The 23,833-nt window shown below is 51.2% G+C and carries 27 protein-coding genes; 7 read left to right on the top strand and 20 right to left on the bottom strand.

Annotated features, from left to right (window positions below):
• Positions 1–53 precede the first annotated feature (53 nt).
• On the top strand, positions 54–596 hold the full coding sequence (locus PRIO_RS16900) for an NADPH-dependent FMN reductase (protein ID WP_020428681.1): 543 nt from the start codon (positions 54–56) through the stop codon (positions 594–596).
• A 116-nt stretch (positions 597–712) separates the two neighbouring features.
• Here the strand turns inward: PRIO_RS16900 and PRIO_RS16895 are convergent, their stop codons facing one another.
• From PRIO_RS16895 to PRIO_RS16870, 6 genes are all read right to left on the bottom strand, one after another.
• The gene (locus tag PRIO_RS16895) at positions 713–1,102 is read right to left on the bottom strand and encodes a DMT family transporter (RefSeq protein WP_020428680.1); all 390 of its coding nucleotides are present in this window, start codon (positions 1,100–1,102) and stop codon (positions 713–715) included.
• Positions 1,102–1,659, bottom strand: coding sequence for a TetR/AcrR family transcriptional regulator (locus PRIO_RS16890; protein WP_020428678.1), 558 nt, complete (start codon positions 1,657–1,659; stop codon positions 1,102–1,104). The genes PRIO_RS16895 and PRIO_RS16890 overlap by 1 nt, the downstream gene beginning before the upstream one ends.
• Before the next feature lie 55 nt (positions 1,660–1,714).
• A complete protein-coding gene (locus tag PRIO_RS16885; RefSeq protein WP_020428676.1) occupies positions 1,715–2,896 on the bottom strand; it encodes a YARHG domain-containing protein in 1,182 nt (393 codons plus the stop codon).
• Positions 2,897–2,961: 65 nt separating this feature from the next.
• Positions 2,962–3,438: a GNAT family N-acetyltransferase gene (locus PRIO_RS16880; RefSeq protein WP_046503639.1), complete on the bottom strand. Its 477-nt coding sequence runs from the start codon at positions 3,436–3,438 to the stop codon at positions 2,962–2,964.
• Between the two features lie 89 nt (positions 3,439–3,527).
• Positions 3,528–3,767, bottom strand: a complete 240-nt coding sequence (locus tag PRIO_RS16875; RefSeq protein WP_167345633.1) for a hypothetical protein — start codon at positions 3,765–3,767, stop codon at positions 3,528–3,530.
• Positions 3,764–4,039 carry a hypothetical protein gene (locus tag PRIO_RS16870; RefSeq protein WP_020428668.1) on the bottom strand — a complete coding sequence of 92 codons (276 nt, stop codon included), beginning with the start codon at positions 4,037–4,039 and terminating at the stop codon, positions 3,764–3,766. The genes PRIO_RS16875 and PRIO_RS16870 overlap by 4 nt, the downstream gene beginning before the upstream one ends.
• 144 nt (positions 4,040–4,183) lie before the next feature.
• Between PRIO_RS16870 and PRIO_RS16865 the strand changes: the two genes are divergently transcribed.
• Entirely contained in the window at positions 4,184–4,774 is a 591-nt protein-coding gene (locus tag PRIO_RS16865; RefSeq protein WP_046503636.1) for a P-loop nucleotide/nucleoside kinase family protein, read from the top strand.
• A 239-nt stretch (positions 4,775–5,013) separates the two neighbouring features.
• Here PRIO_RS16865 and PRIO_RS16860 read toward each other — a convergent pair whose 3' ends face one another.
• Together PRIO_RS16860 and PRIO_RS16855 are read right to left on the bottom strand one after the other, a co-directional pair.
• On the bottom strand, positions 5,014–5,175 hold the full coding sequence (locus PRIO_RS16860) for a hypothetical protein (protein WP_167345632.1): 162 nt from the start codon (positions 5,173–5,175) through the stop codon (positions 5,014–5,016).
• Between the two features lie 37 nt (positions 5,176–5,212).
• Positions 5,213–6,037, bottom strand: a complete 825-nt coding sequence (locus PRIO_RS16855) for an AraC family transcriptional regulator (RefSeq protein WP_020428662.1) — start codon at positions 6,035–6,037, stop codon at positions 5,213–5,215.
• Between the two features lie 107 nt (positions 6,038–6,144).
• Here PRIO_RS16855 and PRIO_RS16850 point away from each other — a divergent pair, with 107 nt between their 5' ends.
• Entirely contained in the window at positions 6,145–9,267 is a 3,123-nt protein-coding gene (locus PRIO_RS16850) for a beta-galactosidase, LacZ type (RefSeq protein WP_046503633.1), read from the top strand.
• 138 nt (positions 9,268–9,405) lie between these two features.
• Positions 9,406–10,041, top strand: coding sequence for a hypothetical protein (locus PRIO_RS16845; RefSeq protein WP_020428656.1), 636 nt, complete (start codon positions 9,406–9,408; stop codon positions 10,039–10,041).
• A 31-nt stretch (positions 10,042–10,072) separates the two neighbouring features.
• Here the strand turns inward: PRIO_RS16845 and PRIO_RS16840 are convergent, their stop codons facing one another.
• Positions 10,073–11,437: a sedoheptulokinase gene (locus PRIO_RS16840; RefSeq protein ID WP_020428653.1), complete on the bottom strand. Its 1,365-nt coding sequence runs from the start codon at positions 11,435–11,437 to the stop codon at positions 10,073–10,075.
• 105 nt (positions 11,438–11,542) lie between these two features.
• On the opposite strand from PRIO_RS16840, the gene PRIO_RS16835 reads away from it, so the two are divergent.
• Positions 11,543–12,301 carry an SDR family oxidoreductase gene (locus tag PRIO_RS16835; RefSeq protein WP_046503631.1) on the top strand — a complete coding sequence of 253 codons (759 nt, stop codon included), beginning with the start codon at positions 11,543–11,545 and terminating at the stop codon, positions 12,299–12,301.
• A 97-nt stretch (positions 12,302–12,398) separates the two neighbouring features.
• Here the strand turns inward: PRIO_RS16835 and PRIO_RS16830 are convergent, their stop codons facing one another.
• The 8 genes from PRIO_RS16830 to nirB form a co-directional block, all read right to left on the bottom strand.
• Positions 12,399–12,911 (bottom strand): VanZ family protein, encoded by a 513-nt coding sequence (locus tag PRIO_RS16830; protein WP_020428647.1) that lies wholly within the window; start codon positions 12,909–12,911, stop codon positions 12,399–12,401.
• On the bottom strand, positions 12,908–13,786 hold the full coding sequence (locus PRIO_RS16825; RefSeq protein ID WP_046503626.1) for a M15 family metallopeptidase: 879 nt from the start codon (positions 13,784–13,786) through the stop codon (positions 12,908–12,910). The genes PRIO_RS16830 and PRIO_RS16825 overlap by 4 nt, the downstream gene beginning before the upstream one ends.
• A 109-nt stretch (positions 13,787–13,895) precedes the next feature.
• Positions 13,896–14,990: a HAMP domain-containing sensor histidine kinase gene (locus PRIO_RS16820; protein ID WP_020428642.1), complete on the bottom strand. Its 1,095-nt coding sequence runs from the start codon at positions 14,988–14,990 to the stop codon at positions 13,896–13,898.
• Positions 14,983–15,672: a response regulator transcription factor gene (locus tag PRIO_RS16815; protein WP_020428640.1), complete on the bottom strand. Its 690-nt coding sequence runs from the start codon at positions 15,670–15,672 to the stop codon at positions 14,983–14,985. Before PRIO_RS16815 ends, PRIO_RS16820 begins: the two co-directional genes overlap by 8 nt.
• A 186-nt stretch (positions 15,673–15,858) precedes the next feature.
• A complete protein-coding gene (locus PRIO_RS16810; protein ID WP_020428638.1) occupies positions 15,859–16,176 on the bottom strand; it encodes an iron-sulfur cluster biosynthesis family protein in 318 nt (105 codons plus the stop codon).
• A 132-nt stretch (positions 16,177–16,308) separates the two neighbouring features.
• Positions 16,309–17,076, bottom strand: a complete 768-nt coding sequence (cobA, locus tag PRIO_RS16805; protein ID WP_046503623.1) for a uroporphyrinogen-III C-methyltransferase — start codon at positions 17,074–17,076, stop codon at positions 16,309–16,311.
• Positions 17,073–17,393, bottom strand: coding sequence for a nitrite reductase small subunit NirD (nirD, locus tag PRIO_RS16800; protein ID WP_039788421.1), 321 nt, complete (start codon positions 17,391–17,393; stop codon positions 17,073–17,075). The genes cobA and nirD overlap by 4 nt, the downstream gene beginning before the upstream one ends.
• 18 nt (positions 17,394–17,411) lie before the next feature.
• A complete protein-coding gene (gene nirB / locus PRIO_RS16795; RefSeq protein ID WP_020428629.1) occupies positions 17,412–19,841 on the bottom strand; it encodes a nitrite reductase large subunit NirB in 2,430 nt (809 codons plus the stop codon).
• Between the two features lie 542 nt (positions 19,842–20,383).
• Between nirB and PRIO_RS16790 the strand changes: the two genes are divergently transcribed.
• Together PRIO_RS16790 and PRIO_RS16785 are read left to right on the top strand one after the other, a co-directional pair.
• Complete coding sequence (locus PRIO_RS16790; protein WP_020428626.1) at positions 20,384–20,980, top strand: ANTAR domain-containing response regulator; 597 nt, start codon at positions 20,384–20,386, stop codon at positions 20,978–20,980.
• Positions 20,981–20,992: 12 nt separating this feature from the next.
• The gene (locus tag PRIO_RS16785) at positions 20,993–22,045 is read left to right on the top strand and encodes an anthranilate phosphoribosyltransferase (protein WP_020428624.1); all 1,053 of its coding nucleotides are present in this window, start codon (positions 20,993–20,995) and stop codon (positions 22,043–22,045) included.
• An 88-nt stretch (positions 22,046–22,133) separates the two neighbouring features.
• Here PRIO_RS16785 and PRIO_RS16780 read toward each other — a convergent pair whose 3' ends face one another.
• Genes PRIO_RS16780 through PRIO_RS16770 form a run of 3 tightly spaced genes read right to left on the bottom strand, consistent with a single transcriptional unit; the run spans position 22,134 to position 23,790 of the window.
• A complete protein-coding gene (locus tag PRIO_RS16780; RefSeq protein WP_020428622.1) occupies positions 22,134–22,628 on the bottom strand; it encodes a DMT family transporter in 495 nt (164 codons plus the stop codon).
• Between the two features lie 7 nt (positions 22,629–22,635).
• Entirely contained in the window at positions 22,636–23,349 is a 714-nt protein-coding gene (locus PRIO_RS16775; protein WP_020428620.1) for a Crp/Fnr family transcriptional regulator, read from the bottom strand.
• Between the two features lie 15 nt (positions 23,350–23,364).
• Positions 23,365–23,790, bottom strand: a complete 426-nt coding sequence (locus tag PRIO_RS16770; protein ID WP_020428618.1) for a DMT family transporter — start codon at positions 23,788–23,790, stop codon at positions 23,365–23,367.
• Between the last annotated feature and the right edge of the window lie 43 nt (positions 23,791–23,833).

The raw sequence follows: 23,833 nt of genomic DNA, 5'->3' as shown, positions 1-23,833 counted from the left end.
GATAAACACATATGATTTATAAACCAACAAAACATTATTAGGAGGAAAATCAGATGACAACTTTGAACATCGGTATTATTCTAGGCAGCACCCGCCAAGGACGTGTGAGTCCGCAGGTCGGTGAATGGGTAAAAAGTATTGCAGATGCACGCGGAGATGCCCACTATGAGATCGTAGATATTGCCGACTATAAGCTTCCGCTGCTTGGTGAATCAGAAGACTATGCCCCTGCACAGGCCTGGGCCGCTAAGTTGGCTACTCTGGACGGGTTCGTGTTCATTGTCCAGGAATATAACCACAGCATTACTGGGGTATTAAAGAATGCGCTTGATTCAGCCCGTGAAGAATGGAATAACAAAGCTGCAGGCATTGTCAGCTACGGGTCTGCCGGAGGTGCCCGCGCTGCAGAGCATTTGCGCGGAATTCTTGGCGAACTGCTGGTTGCCGATGTTCGGGTGCATCCACTTCTCTCCCTGTTCACCGACTTCGAGAACGGATCGGTCTTCAAGCCGGCTGCACTTCATACCCCTAACGTAAATGCAATGCTTGATCAAGTACTCGCATGGAGCGGTGCATTGAAGAGCCTGCGTTCCTAATTAAAATCCCTACCAAAAAGAAACGGACTCGCTGTCCTTTAAAAGGACGGTATCGTTTCAGCGAGAAATATAAAAAGCCACTTCAAAAAATGAAGTGGCTTTTTTGCGGCCCTGAATTACTGAAGCCCGTTTGTCTCTTGAACGGTACGGGATTGACTTTGTGCGGAAGCATCTTCGGATGATCCGTGACCCGGACCCAGCAGATTCAGCACAACCACGCCAATAATGATGAGGGCGATTCCGACGACGCTCGCAGTATTAATCTTTTCCTTCCAGATTACGACCGACACAATCACTGTAATTACTGTACCAAGCCCTGACCAGATGGCGTACGCTGTATTCAAGGGAATGGACTTCAGGGAGATCGACAAGAAATAGAACGAACATACGAATGCAACCACTGTCACAATAGACGGAACCAGCCGAGTAAAGCCTTGGGAAGCTTTCAGCATTGAAGTTCCAAGCAGTTCACTGGCAATGGATACCGCCAGCAGCAAATAAGCCATTAGTTTCCCTCCTTTGTAAGCTGCAGCAAAGCCTCAAGCACCCGTTGCTTCAATTCTTTGCCCGGAGGGGCAAGGCCAAACATCTCCGCAAACCATAAGCCGTCAGCAGCTAGTCTGGCGAGGGTCGTTTGTACAGGGTCCAACCCGTCATTCTCAATATTCCGCTGCCATTCTGCATAGGCATGGCGAATTCCGTTTAAGGATTCCGGGTTGAGGAAAAGCGCTGAAGCAAGCACTGTTCCTACATCATTGCCGACACCGGCTTCGTCGAAAGTGGATTCAATATAAGCCCTGCTCCATCTCCCGCTGCTGATTGGATCCGCAACAATCCGTTTTTCCAGATCGGCCTCAAAGCTGTTCGTCAACGCCTCCACCACACCGTTAACCAGCGCTTCTTTACCCGGAAAATGGTATAGCAAACCGCCTTTGCTGACTCCGGCCCGCTTGGCAACCAGCTCCAGTGTCAATTGCTCTCCGCCCAGCTCACGCATAACCTCTATGGCAGCGAGTATAATAAGCATCCGCTTCGGGATTTTTTCTTCGCCGTCTTTACTCATTTCATCACCGTCCTGAATTAACTATACCGTCTGGACGGTTTAGTTGTCAAACGGATCAGCCATATAACAGCAGCCCCTCAAAACAGTCATAGATATCTGTATCCGTTCCGGCAAGATGACCATCCTTGACTTGAATCCACCCTGTTGTACCCTCCTCTGTCTTAATCTTTCCATTCCCCTCCGTGTCTCCGCCCTGGAAATAGACTGAATCCCCTGGCTCCACCCACTTGAGAATATCGTGTTGCCCGGAGGTTTTATAGATTGGAAAACGCACTTTGGCTACCCAAGGCGTAGGCGGTTCCATGGGATAAAACTCAGCCGGGGATGCCTTCCACATGTGATTGCCGTCCAGCTTAAATGTTTCAAGATAGAACCAGCATTGAAAATCAATGGCCTGTCTCGATGATGTTACTGTTCCTTTTCCATCCAAAGACAGCGCATTGGCAGTAAGCCCGTCCAGCGTTCCCATATGTATAAGGTTATGCCCGTTATAATAGTAATACTCCGTTGTGAATTGCGCAGACTCATTGCTGTCCTCCAAAGCGATTTCAAAATATGGGTCATTGATATCCGAATCAACAATTTTGAAATAAGAAGTGGAGTATGAATCAGACAGCTCAATTGTCAGTTCAGTATCATTCACCGAGAGGTTCCATTCATCACTGACCTCGTTATGCTGGATTAAGTTCATTTGGATATGCTCAACCGTCCCGTCGCCATTCAAATCCACATTTGCTGCCGGAAGCCGGATAGACTCATCACCCTGCGGATAACCCAGCACATGATCATCCACATCCCACAGTTTTTCCAGCTTGTTAGCAGACATGAGCTTCTCATGTTTTTGAATCAGCTTCAGGTTCCTGCTTTCTGTATCCGTCAGGCTGCCATTGTAATCCGCATCGGCTGTGTACCAGCGTTTGCCTGCAAAATAGTCTTTCAGGTCCGGCCGCTTAAATACTTGGCCATGCCGGGCAAAAATCTCATTTCTCGCCAGCTCCAGCATTCTGCTGTCGATGTTGCTGAGATTATCTTCGGTCAATAGCGTCTTGTCACTGTTTTGAAAGATATAATCCCTGCCTGTTCCTCTATTCTCTGCTGAAGCCTTGTCTTGATTACTCTTCTCTGCCTGAATCTGCAGGACTGGATCTGGCTGCGCGTCAGACTGGGTTTCACACCCGGCTATTTGCAGCATCCCGGCCGCCATTAAGCAGAAAAGTTGAAGTTTGCGTCTGTTCATTGTGATTACCCTCCGCTGGAATAACGCCTGTGAGTAAATTAATCTTATGAATGAAAAATCTTCGGTTAGTGTTCTAAGCTCTTGATGTACCAGGCATCACAAGCGAAATGCTCTGACCCGCCAAGCGGGGATTCCAACAGCGTGAACCCGTTTTTGCGATAAAACCGGTTCGCAGCATGCATGCTCTGCAAGGTCTCCAGGTAACACTGCTTATAATGAAGTGCAGCGAAATCCAGAGCGGTTTGTAATAATTCTACAGCTATCCCGCTTCCACGAATGCTTGTGGAGAGGTACATTTTCTGCAATTCGCATACCTGATCTGATTCGGCAAAAGGAGCAATGCCGCAGCCGCCAAGCACCTTCCCGTCCTCTTCCACAATCCAATAAGCCCGGTTAGGTTCCTTATAGTAGTGATACAAATCATGCATGCTCGCATCAGCCCAGGCCAGACCTTCGCGGTTCCCGCCGAACTCGATCAGGCATACCCTGATGATGTGTTCAATTGAACTGTTATCCTTGTATTCGATAAGCCGGATGTTCATCGTTCTGTTAAGCCCCCAAGCCTTAAAAATAGAAGATCAACATCTACCATAACACAAGATCCTATTATATTCAGGTTTTGCTTGAAGGCTTACCCTGTTCCAGCATAACCTGAAGACGTTCCATATCGATGCATGTCTCGACTCCCTCCGGCACTGTCCGGCAAGCCTCTGAGAAAATCCAACCAGACCCCCAGCCGCCTGCTCTCCTGCTCGAACTCTCCGCTGGCGCGCAGCCATCCAAGCAGCTTGGCAAATGAATGCAGCTGTATCCGCTCAGAAGCTTGATGGCGCCGGGCCAGCACGGTAGTCCCCGCAATCCCCTTCATCAAGTCCACGGCTCTGTGCGCCCTGCGGCTCCGGCTTCTATGCCTGTACAGCGATGAAAGAAGCCGGCCGGCAGACATTCAAGGGCATAGATATCCGGATTCCAGGCTTCAGGCTCTCTTAATGCTATATACCGGCCAAACTTGGCTATCGACGGATCTTCATGTAATTTCATCAGCACTTCATTTGTAAAAAGAGCAACGTCCCTATAGTACTGCCCGGCTCCCCCGTCTTCCCCGGTTAAGGAATAGGTTAGTTCACCGTTATTTCCGCGCATAGGGACCACCTCCTGCATGTATATATCAGCATGGTAGCATTCCATCTGCCGGGTGTCAGTGACTTTGCATTCAAAGGCAGGAGATTTTCAGGGTGAAAAATGGTACGATTATGTAATAGTATTTTCAGTTAAGGAGAGACACCTATGAACCAGCTTGTATTTTTCCTGGGACCGGCGGGGGCCGGCAAAACGACCTTGGCCAAAGCCGTTGCGTCCCGCCGTAAAGCTGCGGTCCTGGATATGGACATCCTGCTCCGGCCTGCTGCGGATGTCATTATGCAGATGCACGGGCTGGACCCCGCTGACCGGGATTCTGCCGAATATAAGAGGTTATGCCGCGATTTGGGCTACAGGATCACTATGGATGCCGCGCTTGACAATATGGGTCTGGACTGTGATGTGTTTGTGGTGGGGCCATTCACCAAAGAAGCCGCTGAGCCGGACTGGATCGGGGGTGAGCTGGCCCGGATCGGCCGGACCCTGGAGGAAATTGTAGTGAAGGTTGTCCTGGTGAGTCTGGGCAACACCGGGCTGTACCGGGAACGGATTGAAGGCCGGCATTTGCCGCTCGATGCCTGGAAGTTTCAGAATTGGGAGACGTTCCGCACTTCATTGGGCACCCGCACAATAGCCTGGCCGCTTCCAGCGGACAACATCCTGCAAATTGACAACTCGGACCCGGATGTCCGGACAGCGGCAGAGGCGGTTGAGAGGTTTATTTATGGTTCGCGTTAAGCGGTCATCGGTAGTTAAGAGAAGTATTCCAGCTTCCAAGTAACGAACCGCCCTGCGGGCGCTCAACAACGGCACTTCTGCCGTTATTTCCGGGCCAACCGCCCCGTGCGCTCTCAACAACGGTATTTTTGCCGTTGTTGAGCGCCAAAAAACTAGGGGAATTCATAATTCACCATCCTCTGGAAGTTTTTGCGGTAGCACATTACAAACCAGCATTTACAATAGCATAATGATCATTATCATCCTCCCCCTGCTCTGCTCATGAAACTACGCCAGCCGCCGCAAACTTTGATGTCTTCAGCCTTTTCGTCCATGCCGCTTATGAATGCCGGGCTGTCCAGCTTTTCTGATTCCCTGATCGGATATGCTGCCTCAATGACAAGCTGGGTGCTCCAATTCATGGGCTCGCTGTCTGAGAATGGGGGCATCTGCAAAAGATCAGCACCCCAGCCCATGCAGCTGCTTGAACTCCTCCGGCCGCATGCCGGTGACCCGTTTGAAGACGGCGCAGAAATAGCTCGTATTCTCAAACCCCGCCTGCTCTGCGATCTCATAAATCCTCTTCTCCCTGCCGCTGAACATCAGCTGCTTGCTGAGGTTGATCCGCTGCTTATTGATATAGGTTACCGGCCGTTCGTGCAGCGTCCGCTGAAACAGACGGCATAGATATTGCGGCGAGATGGAAGCGACCTCGGCTAATTCTTTGAGCGGAAGTGCCCGATGCAGATTGCTTTCGATATGCTGCAGCACCGGCTTAATGCGTTCCAGCTCCTCCGGCCCGCCTGCCGGTGCCGACAGCTGAACTTTGAGCTCCAGCAGCAGTGCATACATCAGCTTGGAACGCTCCAGATTCATCTGGAGACTATTTCCATGTGAGAGCTCCAGCATTTTGTGCAGAGACTCCAGCAGCGGGAGTCTGCTTAACCGCCCCGTTCCGGACTCCCGGATTCCGGCATACGCCAGCAGGCTTCCCGCCTCCCTTCCATTAAAAGAAACCCAGGACAGCTTCCAGGCTGCGCTGATCGGCGCATAGGCATGGACAACATGCGGAAAAAGAAAAAAGACATCCCCCGGCTCCACAATGTAATGTTTGTCCTTCAAGAACAGTTCTCCTTTGCCCTCAAGAACCTGATGCAGCTGATAGTCCGGGAACCCTGCGGGCCGCTCCATTTCCGGCTGATGCTCCCAGAACCCGATCGTAGTCGCATACAGCGGCAAGGCCGCCATTTCTTCGGTCTCGCAGAAAATCAGTGTGCTCTCCATGTCCATTCTCCTGTTTCATATTGTGATATACAAGCGAATATTCTTCTATATCCCTTGATGAGTGGCCCTCTTATAATATGAATATAATAATATAAGGAGATGTTAATGTGCGCAACAAATTTACCTATGAGCCGCCTGCCAATGGATACCCTGAATGGAATAACAACCCTGAAATTTTTCAGCTGAACCGTCTGGATGCACATGCCTCCATGATTTCATATCCCAGTATTTCCGAAGCCTTGAAGGGAGAGCGGGCAGCGTCGCCTAATTACCATCTGCTGAACGGGAGCTGGAAATTTGCTTTTGCAGAAACACCGGAGCAGCGCATTCAGGACTTCTATAAAGCGGAATATGACAGCAGCGGCTGGGCGGAAATTCCCGTCCCCTCCCATTGGCAGTTTCAGGGGTATGACTACCCTCAATATACCAATGTCCGTTATCCGTGGGCAGTTTCCGAACCGGATTTGAAGCCCCCTTTTGCCCCGACGGTATACAATCCTGTAGGTTCATATATCCGTACCTTCACAGTGCCGGAGAACTGGGCGGGCCAGCCGGTCTATCTCAGCTTTCAAGGGGTTGAATCCGCTTTTTATGTGTGGGTGAATGGAGAATTAGCGGGTTATGGTGAAGATACGTTCACCCCTTCCGAATACGATATTACAGCATACTTGAAGGAAGGCGAGAACAAGCTGGCGGTTGAGGTCTACCGCTGGTGTGATGCAAGCTGGCTGGAGGATCAGGATTTCTGGCGGCTCAGCGGCATTTTCCGCGATGTCTATCTCTACACGGCCCCCCCTGTACACATTGCCGACTTTTTTGTCCATACCGACCTGGATGAGCATTATGCGGATGCGGAACTGAATGTGGATGTGAAGGTTGAGGATTATTTTAATGCAAATGCTGGCGCATATACGGTTGAAATGCAGCTGTATGACGCTGATGGCCAAACGGTATGGACTGCTCCGATATCTGCCGGGTTTGCCTTTGGTGACGGTGAAGTGCAGCAGTTGAAGCTCGGAGCAGCAGTTGCGGCCCCGGACAAATGGAGCGCCGAAAAGCCGTATTTGTATACCCTCGTCCTCTCTTTGAAGAATGAACAAGGTGACTTGCAGGAAGCGGTCAGCAGCAAAGTGGGCTTCCGCACTTTTGAAATCAGGGACGGCCTGATGAAGATTAACGGAAAACGCATCGTATTCAAAGGCACCAACCGCCATGAGTTCTCCTGTGAAACCGGCCGGGCACTCGGTAAAGAGGATATGATCCGCGACATTGAACTGATGAAGGCCCATAATATCAATGCCGTACGCACCTCTCATTACCCGAACCAATCCATCTGGTATGAGCTGTGTGATGAATATGGACTTTATGTGATTGATGAAACCAATCTGGAGACGCACGGTTCCTGGCAATATGGTCAACAAGAGCTACATGACGGGAACGTCCCCGCCAGCAGACCGGAATGGCGCGCCAACGTGCTCGACCGCTGCAATTCCATGATGCAAAGAGACAAAAACCATCCTTCGGTAGTGATCTGGTCGCTCGGCAATGAATCGTTTGGGGGAGATAACTTTATTGCCATGCATGACTATCTGCGGGAAGCCGATCCGGGCCGGGTCGTTCATTATGAAGGTACCTTCCATTACCGTCCGTCCGATACGGCTAGCGATATTGAATCCACAATGTATATCAAACCGTGGGATGTTGTAGAGTATGCGAAGAAAGACCCCAAAAAACCTTACATTCTCTGCGAATACAGCCATGCGATGGGGAACTCCTGCGGCGGCTTGCATCTGTATACCGAGCTGTTCGACCAATATGACATTATTCAGGGCGGATTCATCTGGGACTGGGTAGATCAGGCGATCCGCACCACAACGGCAGATGGAATGGAATATCTGGCTTACGGCGGGGATTTCGGGGAAAATCCGCATGACGGCAACTTCAGCGGCAATGGGCTGTTGTTCGCGGACCGCAGCATTACCCCTAAGCTGCTGGAAGTTAAGAAATGTTATCAGAATGTGAAAATAACCGCTGTGGATCTGGCAGAAGGCCGTTTTGAAATCCGCAACAATTATTTGTTTACGAACCTGGCAGAGTATGGGCTGAAATGGACAGCGGCCTTGGACGGTACGGTTGTGCAGGAAGGCTTGATACAGGTTACCGCTGATCCGGGAGCAACCGCTGAATGTGTCATTCCTTATGACGGAAGCACTTTTGCGGGTAATCAGGAAGCTGTATTGACCTTGTCCTTCATACAGTCTTCAGCGACTCTATGGTCGGAAGCAGGGCATGAGATTGCCTGGGAACAATTTGTGCTGTCTCCAAGAGCCGGAGCCGCCACTTCCGCTAATGCCAATGGGACCGGAACTGGACTGCGTATTACCGAACAATCGGATAATGTTGCGATTCAGGGAGACAACTTTGCTCTGGCCTTCAATACTGCAACCGGCGACCTGTTCTCCTATACCACTTCCGGTAAAGAGCGCTTGCTGGCACCTGTGAGACCTAACTTCTGGAGAGCGGTAACCGACAACGATCTGGGCAATGGACTCGATAAACGCTGTGCGGTATGGAAGGACGCTTCCTACAGCAGAACCCTTACGGGCTTCTCTTATACAGCCGGAGATCATCTATGCACTGTAGCGGTAAGCTATCAGCTGGAAACCCAACCTGCCTCCACCCTGCTGCTGCAATATAAGATTACACCGGACGGCAAGGTGGACATCACTCAGGAATTGAACCCCGGAAGTGATGGACTGCCGGAAATCCCCGAGTTCGGATTGCTTTTTGAACTGGATGGGGGGCTGGATACGGTCTCCTGGTACGGCAAAGGGCCGCATGAGAATTATTGGGACCGGCAGACCAGCGCCAAGCTGGGACACTACACCGGCAAGGTAAGCGAGCAGTTCGTCCATTACCTGCGTCCGCAGGAATGCGGCAACAAAACCGGTGTGCGCTATGCTTCCCTTACCGAGAGCGTGTCCGGCAACGGGATACATCTGGAAAGCACTTTACCGTTCGAAGTCAACGTCCTGCCATGGACGCCGGAAGAACTGGAAGCCAGCGATCATCCCTATAAATTGGCCCCTTCCACCAAAAGCGTGTTGAGAGTCAATTACAAACAAATGGGTGTCGGCGGTGACGACAGCTGGGGTGCTCCGACACACGCAGAATTCACGCTTCCGTCTAACCGGCCATACAGCTTCCGCTTCACATTGTCTGTTGTATGATCTTTATACTTCTATAATGTGTTGAACAAGGCGCGTTTCCCTTCACGAGGAAGAGAAGCGTGCCTTTTGATTTCCGAAGAACCACCTGGGCGGATGTACCATAAGATGGGGTATACAGGAACTAAGGAGGAATTTTTTATGCAGTATTATTGGCGGCCCTACTCCCCCGCACAGGGAAGCCCTAATGCCATGCACCCGTCCATGCCGGTATATGCGGGAGCAGCGCCGGAATGCTTTAGCAGAGCGCAGGTGAACCTGATACTCCACATGAGAACACTATGGGAGCAGCATGTGGCCTGGACCCGTATGGTTATCCGCAGTATTGTTTTTGACTTGCCTGACACTGAGGTTACTGTGGCCCGTCTGCTGCAGAACGGACCGGATATGGGCGATGCCCTCAAGCCCTTCTATGGAGCAGCAGCAGGCGATGCTTACGGCCAGCTTATTAAAGAGCATTTAGTCATTGCAGCTGATCTGGTTAAAACCGCAAAAGCCGGAGACCAAGCGGCAGCCGCCGCTACCGAGAAGAAATGGTATGCGAACGGCGATCAGATTGTGGAATTTCTCAGCCGCCTCAATCCGTATCTGCCCAAAGAGGATTTCAGAAAAATGTTCTATCAGCATCTGGCATTAACCAAAGCGGAAGCCGTGACTCTGCTCCAAAAGGATTACAAGCAAAGTGTGCAGCTCTATGACGCTATTGAAAAAGGCGCCTTGGTTATGGCCGATATGATTAGCACGGCGATTATTAAGCAATTTCCGCAGATGTTCTGATCTGTAGCTGCTGAGTCAACTGCACTGCCCTTCATCCCAGGTACTGCCCGGCTTCCCGATAGCTTGGAATGCCTCCAGCGCCAACAGCGGCGCGCAATGCTGCTCCGACTGCAGCTTCTTCCGGAGCAGCGCTCAAGGTAAGGGGCAGTCCGAACCGCGCTTCCACTTTCGAGCGCAGCGCCGGATTTGCGCGCAGCGCGTTGCCGGAACCAATGAGCCGGGTCCATTGTACCTCGGAACCAATCTGCTCTATAGATCTATAAAAGGCATACAGCTCATCCGTAATGCCTTGGAGAAAAGCATGGGCCACCAGGCCTGGAGTGAAATTGTCCAACGTGATCCCCTCCACGCTCCCCCGTGCTTCCGGGTTCAGCCGTGTACCCAGAAACTGCGGGTTCACTGTGAGGCCGCCTGTTGCGAGCGGTCCATCACCCAATAATTTGTTCAATAAAGGGTACACCTCTTCTTGGGGTTGTCCCGTATAGGCTTCGATGACTTGCCGATAGAACTTCTCCAGAAGCGCATAGGATTTCCCTCCGCTGAGTGCGGCTCCAACCATTAGGACCCCGCCTCCGGGATAAGGCCGTGCTTCCAATCCCTCTATACTGCCGGTCGAACCGGCCAGCATGGCCGACAATTGACTTCCGGTCCCAATGTTCAGCAGCAGCGTTTCCTCAGGACAGGGGACACTGCCGAGAAAGCTTGCCTGATTGTCTCCAAGTGAAGTGTATACCGGGACACCTTGCCGGGTTAATCCCACAAGCGTTCCAGCCTGAACCACCCGGGGCAGCAGCTCTGTACCGATGCCTGACCGGTCAATGGCCTCCAGGTCAAAAACACCATTTGGGATGCTGTAGCATCCCAGTCCGGCAGCTTGCGTGGAATCAATCACGGGATCAGCACTTTCTGCCAATCTCATGGCGGCATAATCGGCGATGGTGCATAAGCTGACGGCTTCGATGGGAACAAGCCCATGTCCCAGATTATAAAAATGAGTGGCCAGCCCGTAGCCGGGAGCAACCGGATAACCGGTATCCTTACTCAGCTTCTCCGCATGGGTGAGAAATTCGTCATAAGGCATACTTCCTCTCCCATCCTGCCAGGTATAGAGCGGACTCACATGTTTTCCTGCGGCATCTGTATATACAATCCCATGCATTTGTCCGGTGAATCCGATCCCTTGAACCTTTGGCTCCCGCAACATGAGTTGCTCAAAAATACCTTGCACGAGATGGAGGATAACGGCAGGGTCCTGCAGACGTTCCCATTCTTTTCCGCTGCCGGAAAGCTGCGCCGAATTCTCTGTTGTAATCCGGTGCAGAACCTTTCGTTCTTCCAAATCATATACCAATCCCGTAATCGAGGTCGTTCCAATATCGATTCCGATCGTTCTCACAAATTGTCCTCCTGTCGAATCTGATGCGTTTATACATAAATTAAAGCACAATCCATGATACTAGGCATAGCTAACAAACCTTATTATACAATTGGAGGAAATACAATGAGACTTCGGGATAAGGTCGCGGTAGTCACCGGTGCAGCTTCCGGAATGGGCAAAGCAATAGCGATCCTCTATGCAAGCGAAGGTGCCAAGGTAGTAGTGTCCGATATTAAGCTGGAGGCCGCTAATGAAACTGTGCAGGAGATTCAGTCCGCCGGCGGAGAAGCAATCGCCATACAAGCGAATGTTGCTGACGAAGCAGATATTCAGCATTTAATCGATACAACGGTTACAACCTATGGAACCTTGGATATACTCGTCAACAATGCCGGGATCATGGATAACTTTGAGCCGGCCGGTGATATTGCCGATGCCGACTGGGAACGGATCTTTGCAGTCAATACAACTTCTGTGATGCGGGCTACACGCAAGGCGTTAACTGTCTTTTTGCCGAAAGAAAAAGGGGTGATCCTCAACGTTGCTTCCATAGGAGGTTTGTTCGGGGCGCGTGCAGGTGCTGCTTATACCGCCTCAAAGCATGCCGTTGTCGGATTCACGAAGAATACAGGGTATATGTATGCAAAATCGGGCATCCGCTGCAACGCGATTGCTCCAGGTGGCGTCGAAACCAATATCGGCTCCAGCATGACCCATATTAATGAGTTCGGAATGGGCCGGACCCAACCGGGAATGGCAATTAATCCGAGGATGGGCCAGCCTGGAGAGGTCGCACAGCTTGCGCTTTTTCTCGCCTCAGATGAGGCGGGCTTTATCAATGGCGTGGTAGTCACCGCAGACGGCGGCTGGACCGCCTATTGACCGCCAGCTTCCCTAACGGAAAAGAGTCCGGCAACCGCCATAACGGGGCGGTGCCGGACCTTTTATTTTCACACTAAGATGGAACTTACGATCTGCCTCAACTGGTCTTTTCAGTTAAAACCTGCTGCTGCAATTGCGTTTTCCCATGCTTCCGGGGGTTTTTCAGGCAAATGATATATCCTAACAGACCTCCAAACACATTCAATATAAGGTCATCGACATCAAAACTGCCCATGGACAAGAGAAGCTGTGTGCCTTCCAGAGAAAAGCTTATTCCGAATGAAAGTACAAGAGCTGTGAATAAGCCTCCTTTGGCTAACAGCCGGATGAATATCCCCAGGGGAACAAACAGCGCAATATTTCCAAACAGATTGACGAAATCATGCGGATTGGAGAGCTGATGCAAATTCCGGCTGATTGAGACAAAAGGAGTAAAGTTGGCAAACGCCAACCCGTACCGAATCCTTGCAGGATGTTCCAGCACACTATGCAACTGACGCCAGAGGAAAGCAATATCCACCGGCGCATACTTGAACAAGATGATTTTGATCAGCACATACAAATATACGGCAGCCCCCAATATCACAAGCTTCCGGTCCAGCCTCTTCATGGTGTGCCCCACTTGCTGAGCTCCACTGTGACAATGACCCCATCGCTGTTGTTTCCTGATACTGTATAAGGATGGCCGGCAGGCACATGAACACTGCCCAATTGGGATGCCGGTACATAGAGCATGAGATATTTGCGGTCCGCGACCGTAATCTGCTGGCGCTTCCGTTGTTTCAGATCGGCAAGATATTCTTCCAGCACCATGTTCTTCTCCTTCATGACCAGACTATGCGGCAGACCGACATAGCGGAAATGCCAGGCCTCGTATTTAATTCCCGTAATATTCGTCTTGTCTTCGGGGTACCTGAGAATAAACCCATAGTTCCAAGCGTTAGCCCGGAGCCATTTCCCTTCCGGTGAACCCTTGATTTCTCCAAGCGAAGAGCCAATGTCCAGCGACAGGCCTGTGTTGTGTTCACTGTAACCGGCGGGCAGCGCGTAATCCGCTCCTTTTTCTTTGTAGAGCCTGCCCTGCTCCTCTTGATCCCTGTACCCGCTGCTAATGCGGAAATTCTCTGCACCATCCTTAGCGGCCGCTGCGGTCAGCTCCGAGAACCGTTCGGTTACCCTCTTCGACAGCTCGATGGAACGGTCAAGCAATTCAAACCCCTGTGTCAGCTCATCATGACGGGATAGCTCAAGGATATCCGTGGCAACCCCTTTCTTATGTACAGGATACTCTTTGTTAACGAGAATGAGGTCTCCTTTGTAGATTTGTTCTTTGTCTATATGTATGGTTGCTGTGTCTTCTCCAGAAGCAGATATTTCAGCCGTATGCTCTATAATTGTCGGATTCTTGGCCGGCAGCACTTCTTTTTGAAAGATTTTGAACGCGATGACCAGCAAAACAATGCACAAAAAAAGCCACTTCTTCAATGCAAGCATCTCCCTTTTATCGTTGTTTCAACAGAATACAGGGAAAAACTTAAATACAAAGTGGCCAAAAAATTAAATTTTCCTTAAATTTCATTAGTTCTGTCTGATTTCAGGCTTGAATCGGCAGGCGCACTTCGAATAAGGTCCGGGTTACACTGCTCTCTGCAGAGATGGTGCCGCCATGCTGCTCAACGATATTTTTGGCGATAAAAAGCCCAAGTCCGGTGCTGTTCGCATCCGAGGTGCGTGCCCGGTCTCCTGTATAGAACATATCAAAGAGGAAGGGCAGCTCTTCCGCAGGTATGAAATTTCCATAATTAATAATCTGGACCACCGCGCTGCCCCCCTCGTGCCTGCAGTGTATATCCACAAATTGACCATCCCTGCCATACCGCGCTGCATTCGTCAAAAGATTCTCAAAGACGCGGGCAAGCAGCTCCCCATCCGCAGGTATGACCATCTGGGGCGTAATCTGCAGCCTGGAGGTTAGCTTGTTTTTTTCGAAAAGGGGATAAAGCTCTTCATTAAGCTGGAACAGCAGCTCGCTGAGATCGATCGGCGCCTTGACCACTGCAAGCATTCCATAGTTGACTCTTGTAATCTCGAACAGCTCTTCAATCAGCTTCTCCAGCCGCTGCGATTTGGTGTACGCGATCATGGTGTAATGCTTAACCTGCTCCGCCGTCAGATCTGTATGATTCAGAATGTAGTCCAGATAACCCAGCACCGACGTCAGCGGCGTCCGGATATCATGTGCCAGATTCAACACCAGCTGATCCTTGCTGCTCTCGGCAAAATCCCCCCGCTCCACAGCTTTTTGCAGCTGCTCGCTCGCCCGGTTGATGTCTTCAGCAATAACCTGAAACTCGTCGTGAGAGGTGATCTCCACCCTGGAGCTAAACTCACCGTTGGCGAGATTGTGAATACCCGAGGAAATGGTGTCAAAATAGGCGGCGTAGCGCTTGGTCAGCAAGAAAAAAAAGAAGATCGCCAGCGGCACGAACAGAATTAAAAAAAAGTTAACATCCCCAATCCTATAGATGATAGCCCGCAAGCGGGCAATATCATCCTCTGCCAGAACCTTTTCATGGTAATAGAACTGGAGCCCTTTATAAACCAGATAAGTAAGGAGACCGGAGATCAGCATACTGAGCCCGAACAGCATCAGCATACTTGTGCGGAAACTGCGCTTGTATCTAACCATTGAACGTATATCCTACGCCCCAGACGGTTTTGACAAACTTTTTGGGGTCCTCGCTAAGCTTTTTGCGGAGGGTGCGGATATGGACCATTACGGTATTGCCGCTGTCATAATAAGACTCGCCCCATACCTGTTCAAAGATATTTTCTGCACTGAATACCTTGTTCGGGTGGCTGGCCAGCAGCTGCAGTATGTCAAATTCCTTTGGTGTGAGCTCCACCGTCTGCCCGTAGATTGCGACGGTGCGTTTATCCGGATCAATGATCAGACCGCCAATCTGCAGCACAGCGTGCGCGTCTTCAGCCGGCTGATTAAGCTGCAGGGCCCGGCGAAGCTGGGCTTTAACCCGGGCCACCAGCTCCATCGGGTTAAACGGCTTGGTCATATAATCATCCGCTCCAAGGACCAGGCCGGTTATTTTATCCAGATCCGTAGCCTTGGCACTCAAAAAAATAATTGGCATCCGGTACTGCTCGCGGATCTGGCGGGTGACCTCATGACCGTCCAGCTCGGGCATCATGATATCCAGTATGGCCAGATCTACCGGTTGGGATTGCACGGCCTGCATAGCGGCTCTCCCGTTCGAAACCTTGACCGTATGATAGCCCTCCCTCTCCAGGTGTATGGCAATGAGCTCAGCGATCTCCGCTTCATCATCCGCAATCAAGATTGTAATCGGCTTCATTTCGTTACTGCCTCCTGTTTCAGATAGTCCCCATTATACTTGAAACAGCTGATCCCTGCATCCTGTTCCTCTAAATACAACGGGCAGCAAATCCCCATTCACGGAGGCTTGCTGCCCGGTTACGTTCTGAAGTTACTGAAAATCAGAAACTGCGAATCAAACATGGTGAAATAGGTACTCCCATGCTCACCGGAGATCCTTAACCCTAATATTAGAGCTGAACAGGCTGGAAGGACTGGTGAGCTTATAAGAAGGATAATTTTCATCCGCTGCCAGCGTCATCGAGGAATCAAACAAGGATTCCTGCTGGCGGTCACACAAGAAAGTGTAGGGTTCGTTCTGAATGACGATGTCTGTAGCATTTGGCGAGTCTACGATCTGAATGACAAGGACGCCATTGCAGCCGCAATCCTCGGTATCATAGAACAGCTTGAGAAATCCCGGTCTGCCATCCAGGCTCTCTCCTAGCCGTCTGCGGGTTAACGGGTCAAGTTGAATTTGCATCTCACAGTTCTCTCCTTTGATCTGTATAAGTACGTAGCGGAACCTGCGCAAAGTAGTATAGTCCTATTCTACCCGCAACTCCTGTGATTGCAATCACTTTAATTATGACACTCATACAACCGCCAGCGGCCGCTAGCCGATCTGGGAACGCACCGCTTTTTCCAAACTTAGCAGCTGATCTCTTACGGTAACTGACTCCCCGATAATGATGATGGCTGGATTGCTGATCTTCATCGCGGCTGCCAGCCTATCAATATTGCCCAGTGTTCCCGTTACCGCGCGTTCCCGGACCGTCGTTCCGTTCTCGATCAGGGCAGCGGGTGTCGCAGGGTCCTTTCCATGCTTCAATAGCTGCTCACGGATTTCAGCCAATGTGCTGACTCCCATATAAATGATCAGCGTATCCACACTGTGGACAAGCCCTTCCCAGTGCACGGGTGAAGCATGATCATGGCAGCGGCTGCCGGTCACAATAGCAAAAGAGGCCGCCAGCCCGCGGTGCGTCAGCGGAATTCCGGCCGAAGCCGCCGCACCGATGGCTGAGGTGATACCCGGAATAACCTCATAAGCGATGCCGGCGGCCGCGACCGCCAGCGCTTCTTCCCCGCCCCGCCCGAACATATAGGGATCGCCTCCCTTCAGCCGAACCACTTGATTTCCGGCGGCCGCATATTTAATCATAAGCTTTTCGATGCCTTCCTGCGGCATGGAATGACGGCCGGGAGCTTTGCCGCAGTAGATTCTGAGTGCCTCCGGTTTCCCGCAGCCCAGAATTTCTTCATTCACCAGCCGGTCATAGAGGATCACGTCAGCTGTCTGTATTCTCCGGACGGCTTTGACGGTAAGCAGCTCGGGGTCGCCTGGTCCTGCTCCGACAATTGAAACACTCCCTTGGATCATAGGCTTCTCTCCGACAGATAGATTGAACCGTTGCTCTGGTCCACTTCGACCTCATACGTAACTACATGGCCATGATCCGGTTCCTGGACCACACCGGTGTGCAGATCAATACGCCAATCGTGGAGCGGGCAATGCACCTTTGAACCGCAGACCATTCCCTCCGACAAGGCTCCGCCTTTATGCGGGCACTTGTTCTCAACCGCCAGCACCTCTCCATCCGACAGGCGGAACAGTGCAATCTCATGGTCACCTACCCTGACGATACGGGAGCCCTTAATATCAATATCTGTTACCTTGCCCACCAGCATTTTGGTCATTTCCATCAGGTTCTCCTCCTATACCGTCTTCATTTCGGACAACTGCTCGAAATTTTTCCGCAGCTCCGGCTCATTTACAATCTGCTTCCAGGGATCGGTTGTCACACTAAGCGCAGTGTGGATTCTCTCCTGAAGGGCAAGCCGGTTCTCCCGTACCTCCAGCACTTCCTTGATGCTGTCCAGTCCAACCCGCTCCACCCACTGCGCGGTCCGCTCATTCCAGCCGGCCTGTTCGCGGTAATATTGCAGGAATGCACTGGCCCACTCGATGACCTCATCATCGGTTTTGACCACACAGAGCAGATCCGTGGCCCGCACATGCACACCGCCGTTGCCTCCGATGTGCAGTTCCCAGCCGCCGTCTATGGCGACCACGCCAAAATCCTTAATCGTTGCTTCCGCGCAATTACGCGGGCAGCCGGATACCGCAAGCTTTACCTTGCCCGGTGTATTCAGCCGCTCGAATGCTTTCTCCAGCCGGATTCCCATTCCCATGGCATCCTGGGTGCCGAACCGGCAGAAGGTCGAGCCGACGCAGGTTTTGACTGTGCGGAGCGTCTTGCCGTAGGCGTGGCCTGAAGGCATATCCAGCTCTTCCCACATTTTGGGCAAGTCTTCTTTTTTGACCCCGAGCAGATCCAGCCGCTGTCCTCCGGTGAACTTCACCAGCGGAACTTCGAATTTGGCGGCGACCTCGGCAATCTTCATCAGTTCAGCCGGAGAGGTTACGCCGCCATATATCCGCGGAACAACGGAATAGGTTCCATCCTTCTGGATATTGGCATGATAGCGCTCATTCGTGATCCGGGATTCTTTTTCATCGATATATTCTTCAGGCCACAGCATCCCCAGATAGTAATTCAGAGAAGGACGGCATTTGGCACAGCCTTCCTCAGTATTCCATTCCAGAACGTTCATGACTTCCTTGACGGTCTTGAGCTCCATCCGCCGGATTTCAGCGACAATTTCGTCCCGTCCCAGTGTGGTGCAGCCGCAGATGCCTTCCTTGACCGTCACCACATTGTCTCCGGCGTATAGCTGCAGGAGTCCTTCTACCAGCGGTTTGCAGCCGCCGCAGGATGCGGAGGCTTTGGTGCAGGCTTTGATCTGGCCGACACTCGTACAGCCTCCGGACTGAATCGCTTCGGCAATGGCACCTTTGGACACCCCGTTGCATCCGCAGATGATTTCGTCATCGGCCATTCCTTCGAGCCGGCTGCCTTTGGGAGAAGCCAGCGCATCTGAGGATACGCCGAGCAGCAGCTCCTTTTCTTTTCCTTTAATGTTTTCGCCATTTTTGATCATGGAGAAGAGCTGGGCACCATCTCCGGTATCCCCGAATAAAACGGCGCCGACCAATTGGTCATCCTGAATCACCAATTTCTTATAGATTCCTTCGATCTCATCCTGGTACCGGAGGGATCTGGTGCCGGGCCGCTCTGTGAATTGGCCTGCTGAGAAGACGTCGACACCGGACACCTTCAGCTTGGTTGAGGTTACGGAACCCGGGTAGCCATCCGTAGGAACCCCGGCCAGTCTTTTGGCAAGAACAGCGCCTTGTTCATACAGTGGAGCCACAAGCCCATAAGCAATCCCTCTGTGCTCTGCGCATTCACCCACTGCATAGATTCCGGGAATATTGGTTTCCATATAATCATTAACGATGATGCCCCGGTTCGTCTGAACTCCGCTTTTCTGCGCCAGCTCCACATTGGGTTTGATGCCGACAGCCATAACGATCAGATCCGCATCGGCGATTTCCCCGTCTGCGAACAACAGGCCTTTCACTCTTTTTTTGCCGAGGATAGCTTCAGACTGCTTGTTCAGCAGAAACTTCATTCCCTGCTCTTCCAGCTCTTTGCGGAGCATCACGGATGCCGGTTCATCCAGCTGTCGCTCCATGATATAGGGATGGATGTGTACAACGGAAACCTCCATTCCGAGATGCAGCAGCCCTCTGGCCGCCTCCAGACCCAGAAGCCCGCCGCCGATCACCACGGCTTTGCGGTAGCTTTGTGAGGTTTCCTGCATGATCTGGCAGTCCTTGATATCGCGGAAAGCAATGACCCCTTCCTTTTCGGCTCCCGGGAGCGGCAGCATGAACGGATTGGAGCCTGTCGCCAGAATCAGCTCATCATAGGGCATTACTATTCCTTTATCCGAGTATACTTTACGCTTAGCAGTATCAATGGAAGTAATCGTGTGCCCCATATATAACCGGATGCCATGGCTGTGGTACCACTCCAGATCATTGATAATGATCTCCTCCATGCTGGAGCCACCTGCCAGAACAGAGGACAGCATAATCCGGTTGTAATTGGGATGCGGCTCTGAGCCGAAGATGGTAATCTCATATGCCTCCGGGGACAGCTTCAATAAATGCTCGATAGCCCTCACCCCGGCCATCCCGTTGCCCACCAATACGAGTTTCTTGCGAATGTCTGTCATCTGTCTCTCTCCTCTCCATGTGGACAACAGAAAAAGCCTGCTTCACTCACCACGGAAACATACATCTCCCGTTGGATAAAGTGAAAGCAGGCGCCATTGCCGCTTCAAGCGAATACACCGTTGTATTCGTAGACTTGTTGAAATTCTTAACCCGACTATACTACAGGAATTCTGAATACGTCAATATTGTTAACACATAAAATTTTATAATTTTAATTTATCGACAAATTCATGTAATGTGTGTTATATAATATTACATCAACTTTCTTATCTATATAAAGTGAACCTGAAAAACTAACAAAAGGGAAAAGGGATGGAGGGGAAGTTTGGAACTGGAGGAGCGGTAGCGTCCGCCTTTGTCTGCGGATTTCCACCGCGGACAGCGGTACAAATCAAGAAATCTGCAGATGGGCAGTGGCCGGAAGTCCAAACATTCACCGTAGTCCCGACGAAGTCCCTAATGTAAATATCTTAAGTTCACTCTATATAAGAGGTAATTTTCCCCAACCCGATGACTACGAAGTAAAAAGGAGCGTCAAACTATGCATTCCCTGTTGATTATTCAGAATTACAAAACAGAGAACGTCACAGAAGAGCGTTCATCAACAGGACCGGATTCCCTGCTTCGTTCCTGTGGTTATGTGGTCACGGCGGCAGCTTCTCCAGAGGAGGCAAAGCTGGTGATCGGTGATGCGGATGCCTCCATCCTCAATCTGCCCGTTACTGAGATCAACTCCTGGCGGGCAGCGCTGATGCAGTGCAAAACCGCCCCCATTTTATGGTGGTGCACCACAGCAACGGCTGACTTGTCGGTTACTGCCTGCGGGGATGATATTATGGTGGACGGAATTTTGTCCCCTTCCATGCAGCCTCAGGAGATTCACTGGATTCTTCATTTCAGTGCCAGGCAATGCTTCGAGCGCCAGCAGTGGCTGAAGGAGCGGGAGCAGCTGTTGTCACGGATTGAAGAGCGCAAATGGATCGATATGGCCAAAGGCATCCTCTCCAAAGCCAAAAATATCAGCGAATCCGAAGCCTATGATCTTCTTCGCAAGCAAGCCATGAATGAACGCAAGCGGATGGTTGATGTAGCTACTTCTATAGTCAAGGTGTATCAACTGCTGCAGGATCAAACTTAAGGAGAATCCCATATGATTAATATTCTAAAAGAAGTCGCCCGGGGCAAACGGGGGGCCCGTGATTTAAGCTACCAGGAAGCAGAATCCGCAGCTGAGGCAATTCTGGGTCTGACTGCTTCCCCCGTGCAAATCGGTGCCTTTTTGATTGCGGAGCGGATCAAGCTGGAGAGCATTGAAGAGCTGGAGGCCTTTGTGTCTGTCTGCCGCAAATACGCCCACCGTGAACCGGTACAGCAGGGGCTGGACTGCGCCGGGCCTTATGATGGCCGGAAGAAGTCTTTTGCCGCAACATTCCCGGCTGCCTTCTTATGCGCTGCGGCCGGTCTGCCTGTCACCCTTCACGGGTCAGCCTCATTACCGCCGAAATGGGGGATCACCCTGCAGGATATTATTCAGGAATCGGGGATTGAGGTGACTGCGCTCAGCCGGGCTGAAATGGTGGAATCTGCAGGCAAAAGCGGTGTGCTGTACGCCCACTCAGAAGCGTGGTGTCCGCCTCTTGCGTCCCTCCGCCATCTTCGTGAGGATCTTGGCATGCGGACGATCTTTAATACGGTAGAAAAGTTCATTGATTACGCCTGCTCTCCCTACATTGTATTTGGAATCTATCACAATACGGTCTTTGACCGCATCTCCAGAATGATTCTCAAGCTTGGCTACCGCAAAGGACTGGTCGTGCAAGGAGCGGAAGGCTCCGAGGATCTCTATATCGACCGGCCGAACCGGGTGTATTACGTTGCCGATGGAACGGCCCACCTGGACATTATTGATCCGGAACTGCTGGGCTTGGAAACGCCGGTGCCGGAAATGGACTGGACTCCCCGGCTTCAATTGTCGGCAGCGGAAGCTGTGCTGCAAGGAGGCGGACATATCGCCTTTTACAATCAGGTGCTGCTTAATGGGGCTGCCCGGCTGCATCTGGCCGGAAAAGTCAATTCGATTGAAGAAGGTGTCTATACCTGCAAACATTTGCTGGACAACGGTGACGCCTGGGCAGTCTATATGAAATGGAGAAGCGCACTGCTTGGCAGTAAAACGCCGTCAGAGTCTGGCTTGTCCATCTGAAGCATAAAAAAAGCGCGTACCCGTCGCCATACGGATGCGCGTTTTTTACTTTTTACTGCTTCTTTCAGATGCCGCAGAAGGCTCACTTTCACTTCAAATTCAATACCTGCTGCGGCTTGCCTGCTGAGGAATCACTTTGAGGCTCACGCGCTCCTCCTAGCTTGAACACCAGAATCCCGCCAACAATGATGAGTACTCCGATAAGCTGATTGAAGGAAAAAGGCACCTTGGTCAGGCCCAGCCAGCCCAGTGAATCCCATAGAAGCGCAAACCCAAGCTGTGAGGTAAGCACAATGGAAATGGCATAAGTAGGCCCAAGCAGCCGGGTGGCCTGCACCAGACAGATGACTACGCCTACGCCGATCATGCCGCTGAACCAATACCAGGGCTGCATATGCTGCAGGGTGAACATATTTTTGCCTTCCATAAGCAGTCCCATCAGCAGGGAAGCGATAAACCCCATGCCCAATACCAAGGTTGTAGTGGACCATGACCCCGTATGCTCATTGACCTTGCTGTTGAAAATATTCTGCAAACTTACCAGGGAACCGGCGGCCAGCGCCAGTACTAATCCTATTAACATTTCTAGTTCACTCCATTCCGTTCGGTTCATAAATATTGCGGCTCGCGAGTGCGGCCAGCCCGGCCTTGTCTTTGACCAGCAGATGTCCGTTTCCCCGTTCGATCAGACCGTCTTGTGTAAGTTTGTAAATGACCCGGTTCAAATGCCTGTAGCTCGTTCCGATAAAATTGGCAGTATCGGTCAGGTTGATCGTACTCAGCTGGCCGGTAAAGTTAGGATCGGATTCATCATAGGAGATAGATAACAAATAACTGGCAAGTCGCACCTCTACAGGATGCATCAGATTCAAGCTGAGGAAATTCGATTTACGGTAGAACTTGTGGGTGATCATTTCCAGCATAAAATGCAGCAGCGGCGGATAATCCCGGCCGTATTTGTTGAGCCAGCGGTATTCTATGCCGAGCATATGCACCGGGGATACGGCCTCCACCGTATTAATCATTTCCGTGCCTTGAATGTATTCGACATCACCGATCAGCTCCAGCGGTGTTTTGAAGGAGATAATCAGCATTTTTCCTTCAGGCGTGGTGGTGAAGATTTTTAGCTTTCCTTTGACCAGAACGTAAAGATACCCGGAAGGATCACCTTTGGAGCAGATATGCTCCCCTTGTGCGAAGCTGTAGAGATGCAGATGACCACTAAGCTGTTCATTAAAAATAGCCGCCAGGGAATGTGCCGCAATGTATGCCTGAACCTGCTCTGAATCCTGAATTTCTTTCATGGCCCGCTCCCGTCCTTATAATTTCAAAATCACCACACCGGCAACCATCATCCCGATCCCGATAAACTGCGGCAGCCGCATCTTCTGCTTCACAACTCCGAACCACCCTTTGATATCAATCAGAAAGGTCAGGCAGAGCTGGGCAATCAGCAGTGCGGAAATGGTAAGGGTCACACCGATGCCCTGAATCGCGGTAACTTCGCTGAAAATAATAAATGCGGCCAGCGCCCCGCCGAACAGATATAAAGGGCTGACCTGCTTAAACCCCTGCTTCTTCGCATCCCGCACGAACAGCAGAATCATCAGCGCCATTACGAATCCGGTAAATTGGGTAATGGTTGCAGCCTGCCAGGTGCCAATATCCTGGCTGATCCTGGCGTTGGCCACCCCTTGCAGTGTAATGCAGGCACCGCCGATAAAAGCAAAAATAATCCCTTTCATGACTTCTCTCCTCTGTCTTAATCTCTGTATTCATTAAAAGACA

It is taken from the genome of Paenibacillus riograndensis SBR5 (assembly GCF_000981585.1).
In the GTDB taxonomy this organism is placed as follows: Bacteria; Bacillota; Bacilli; order Paenibacillales; family Paenibacillaceae; genus Paenibacillus_AQ; species Paenibacillus_AQ riograndensis.
Note: the sequence above shows the minus strand (reverse complement) of the source record. Positions and strands in the feature narration are given on the sequence as shown.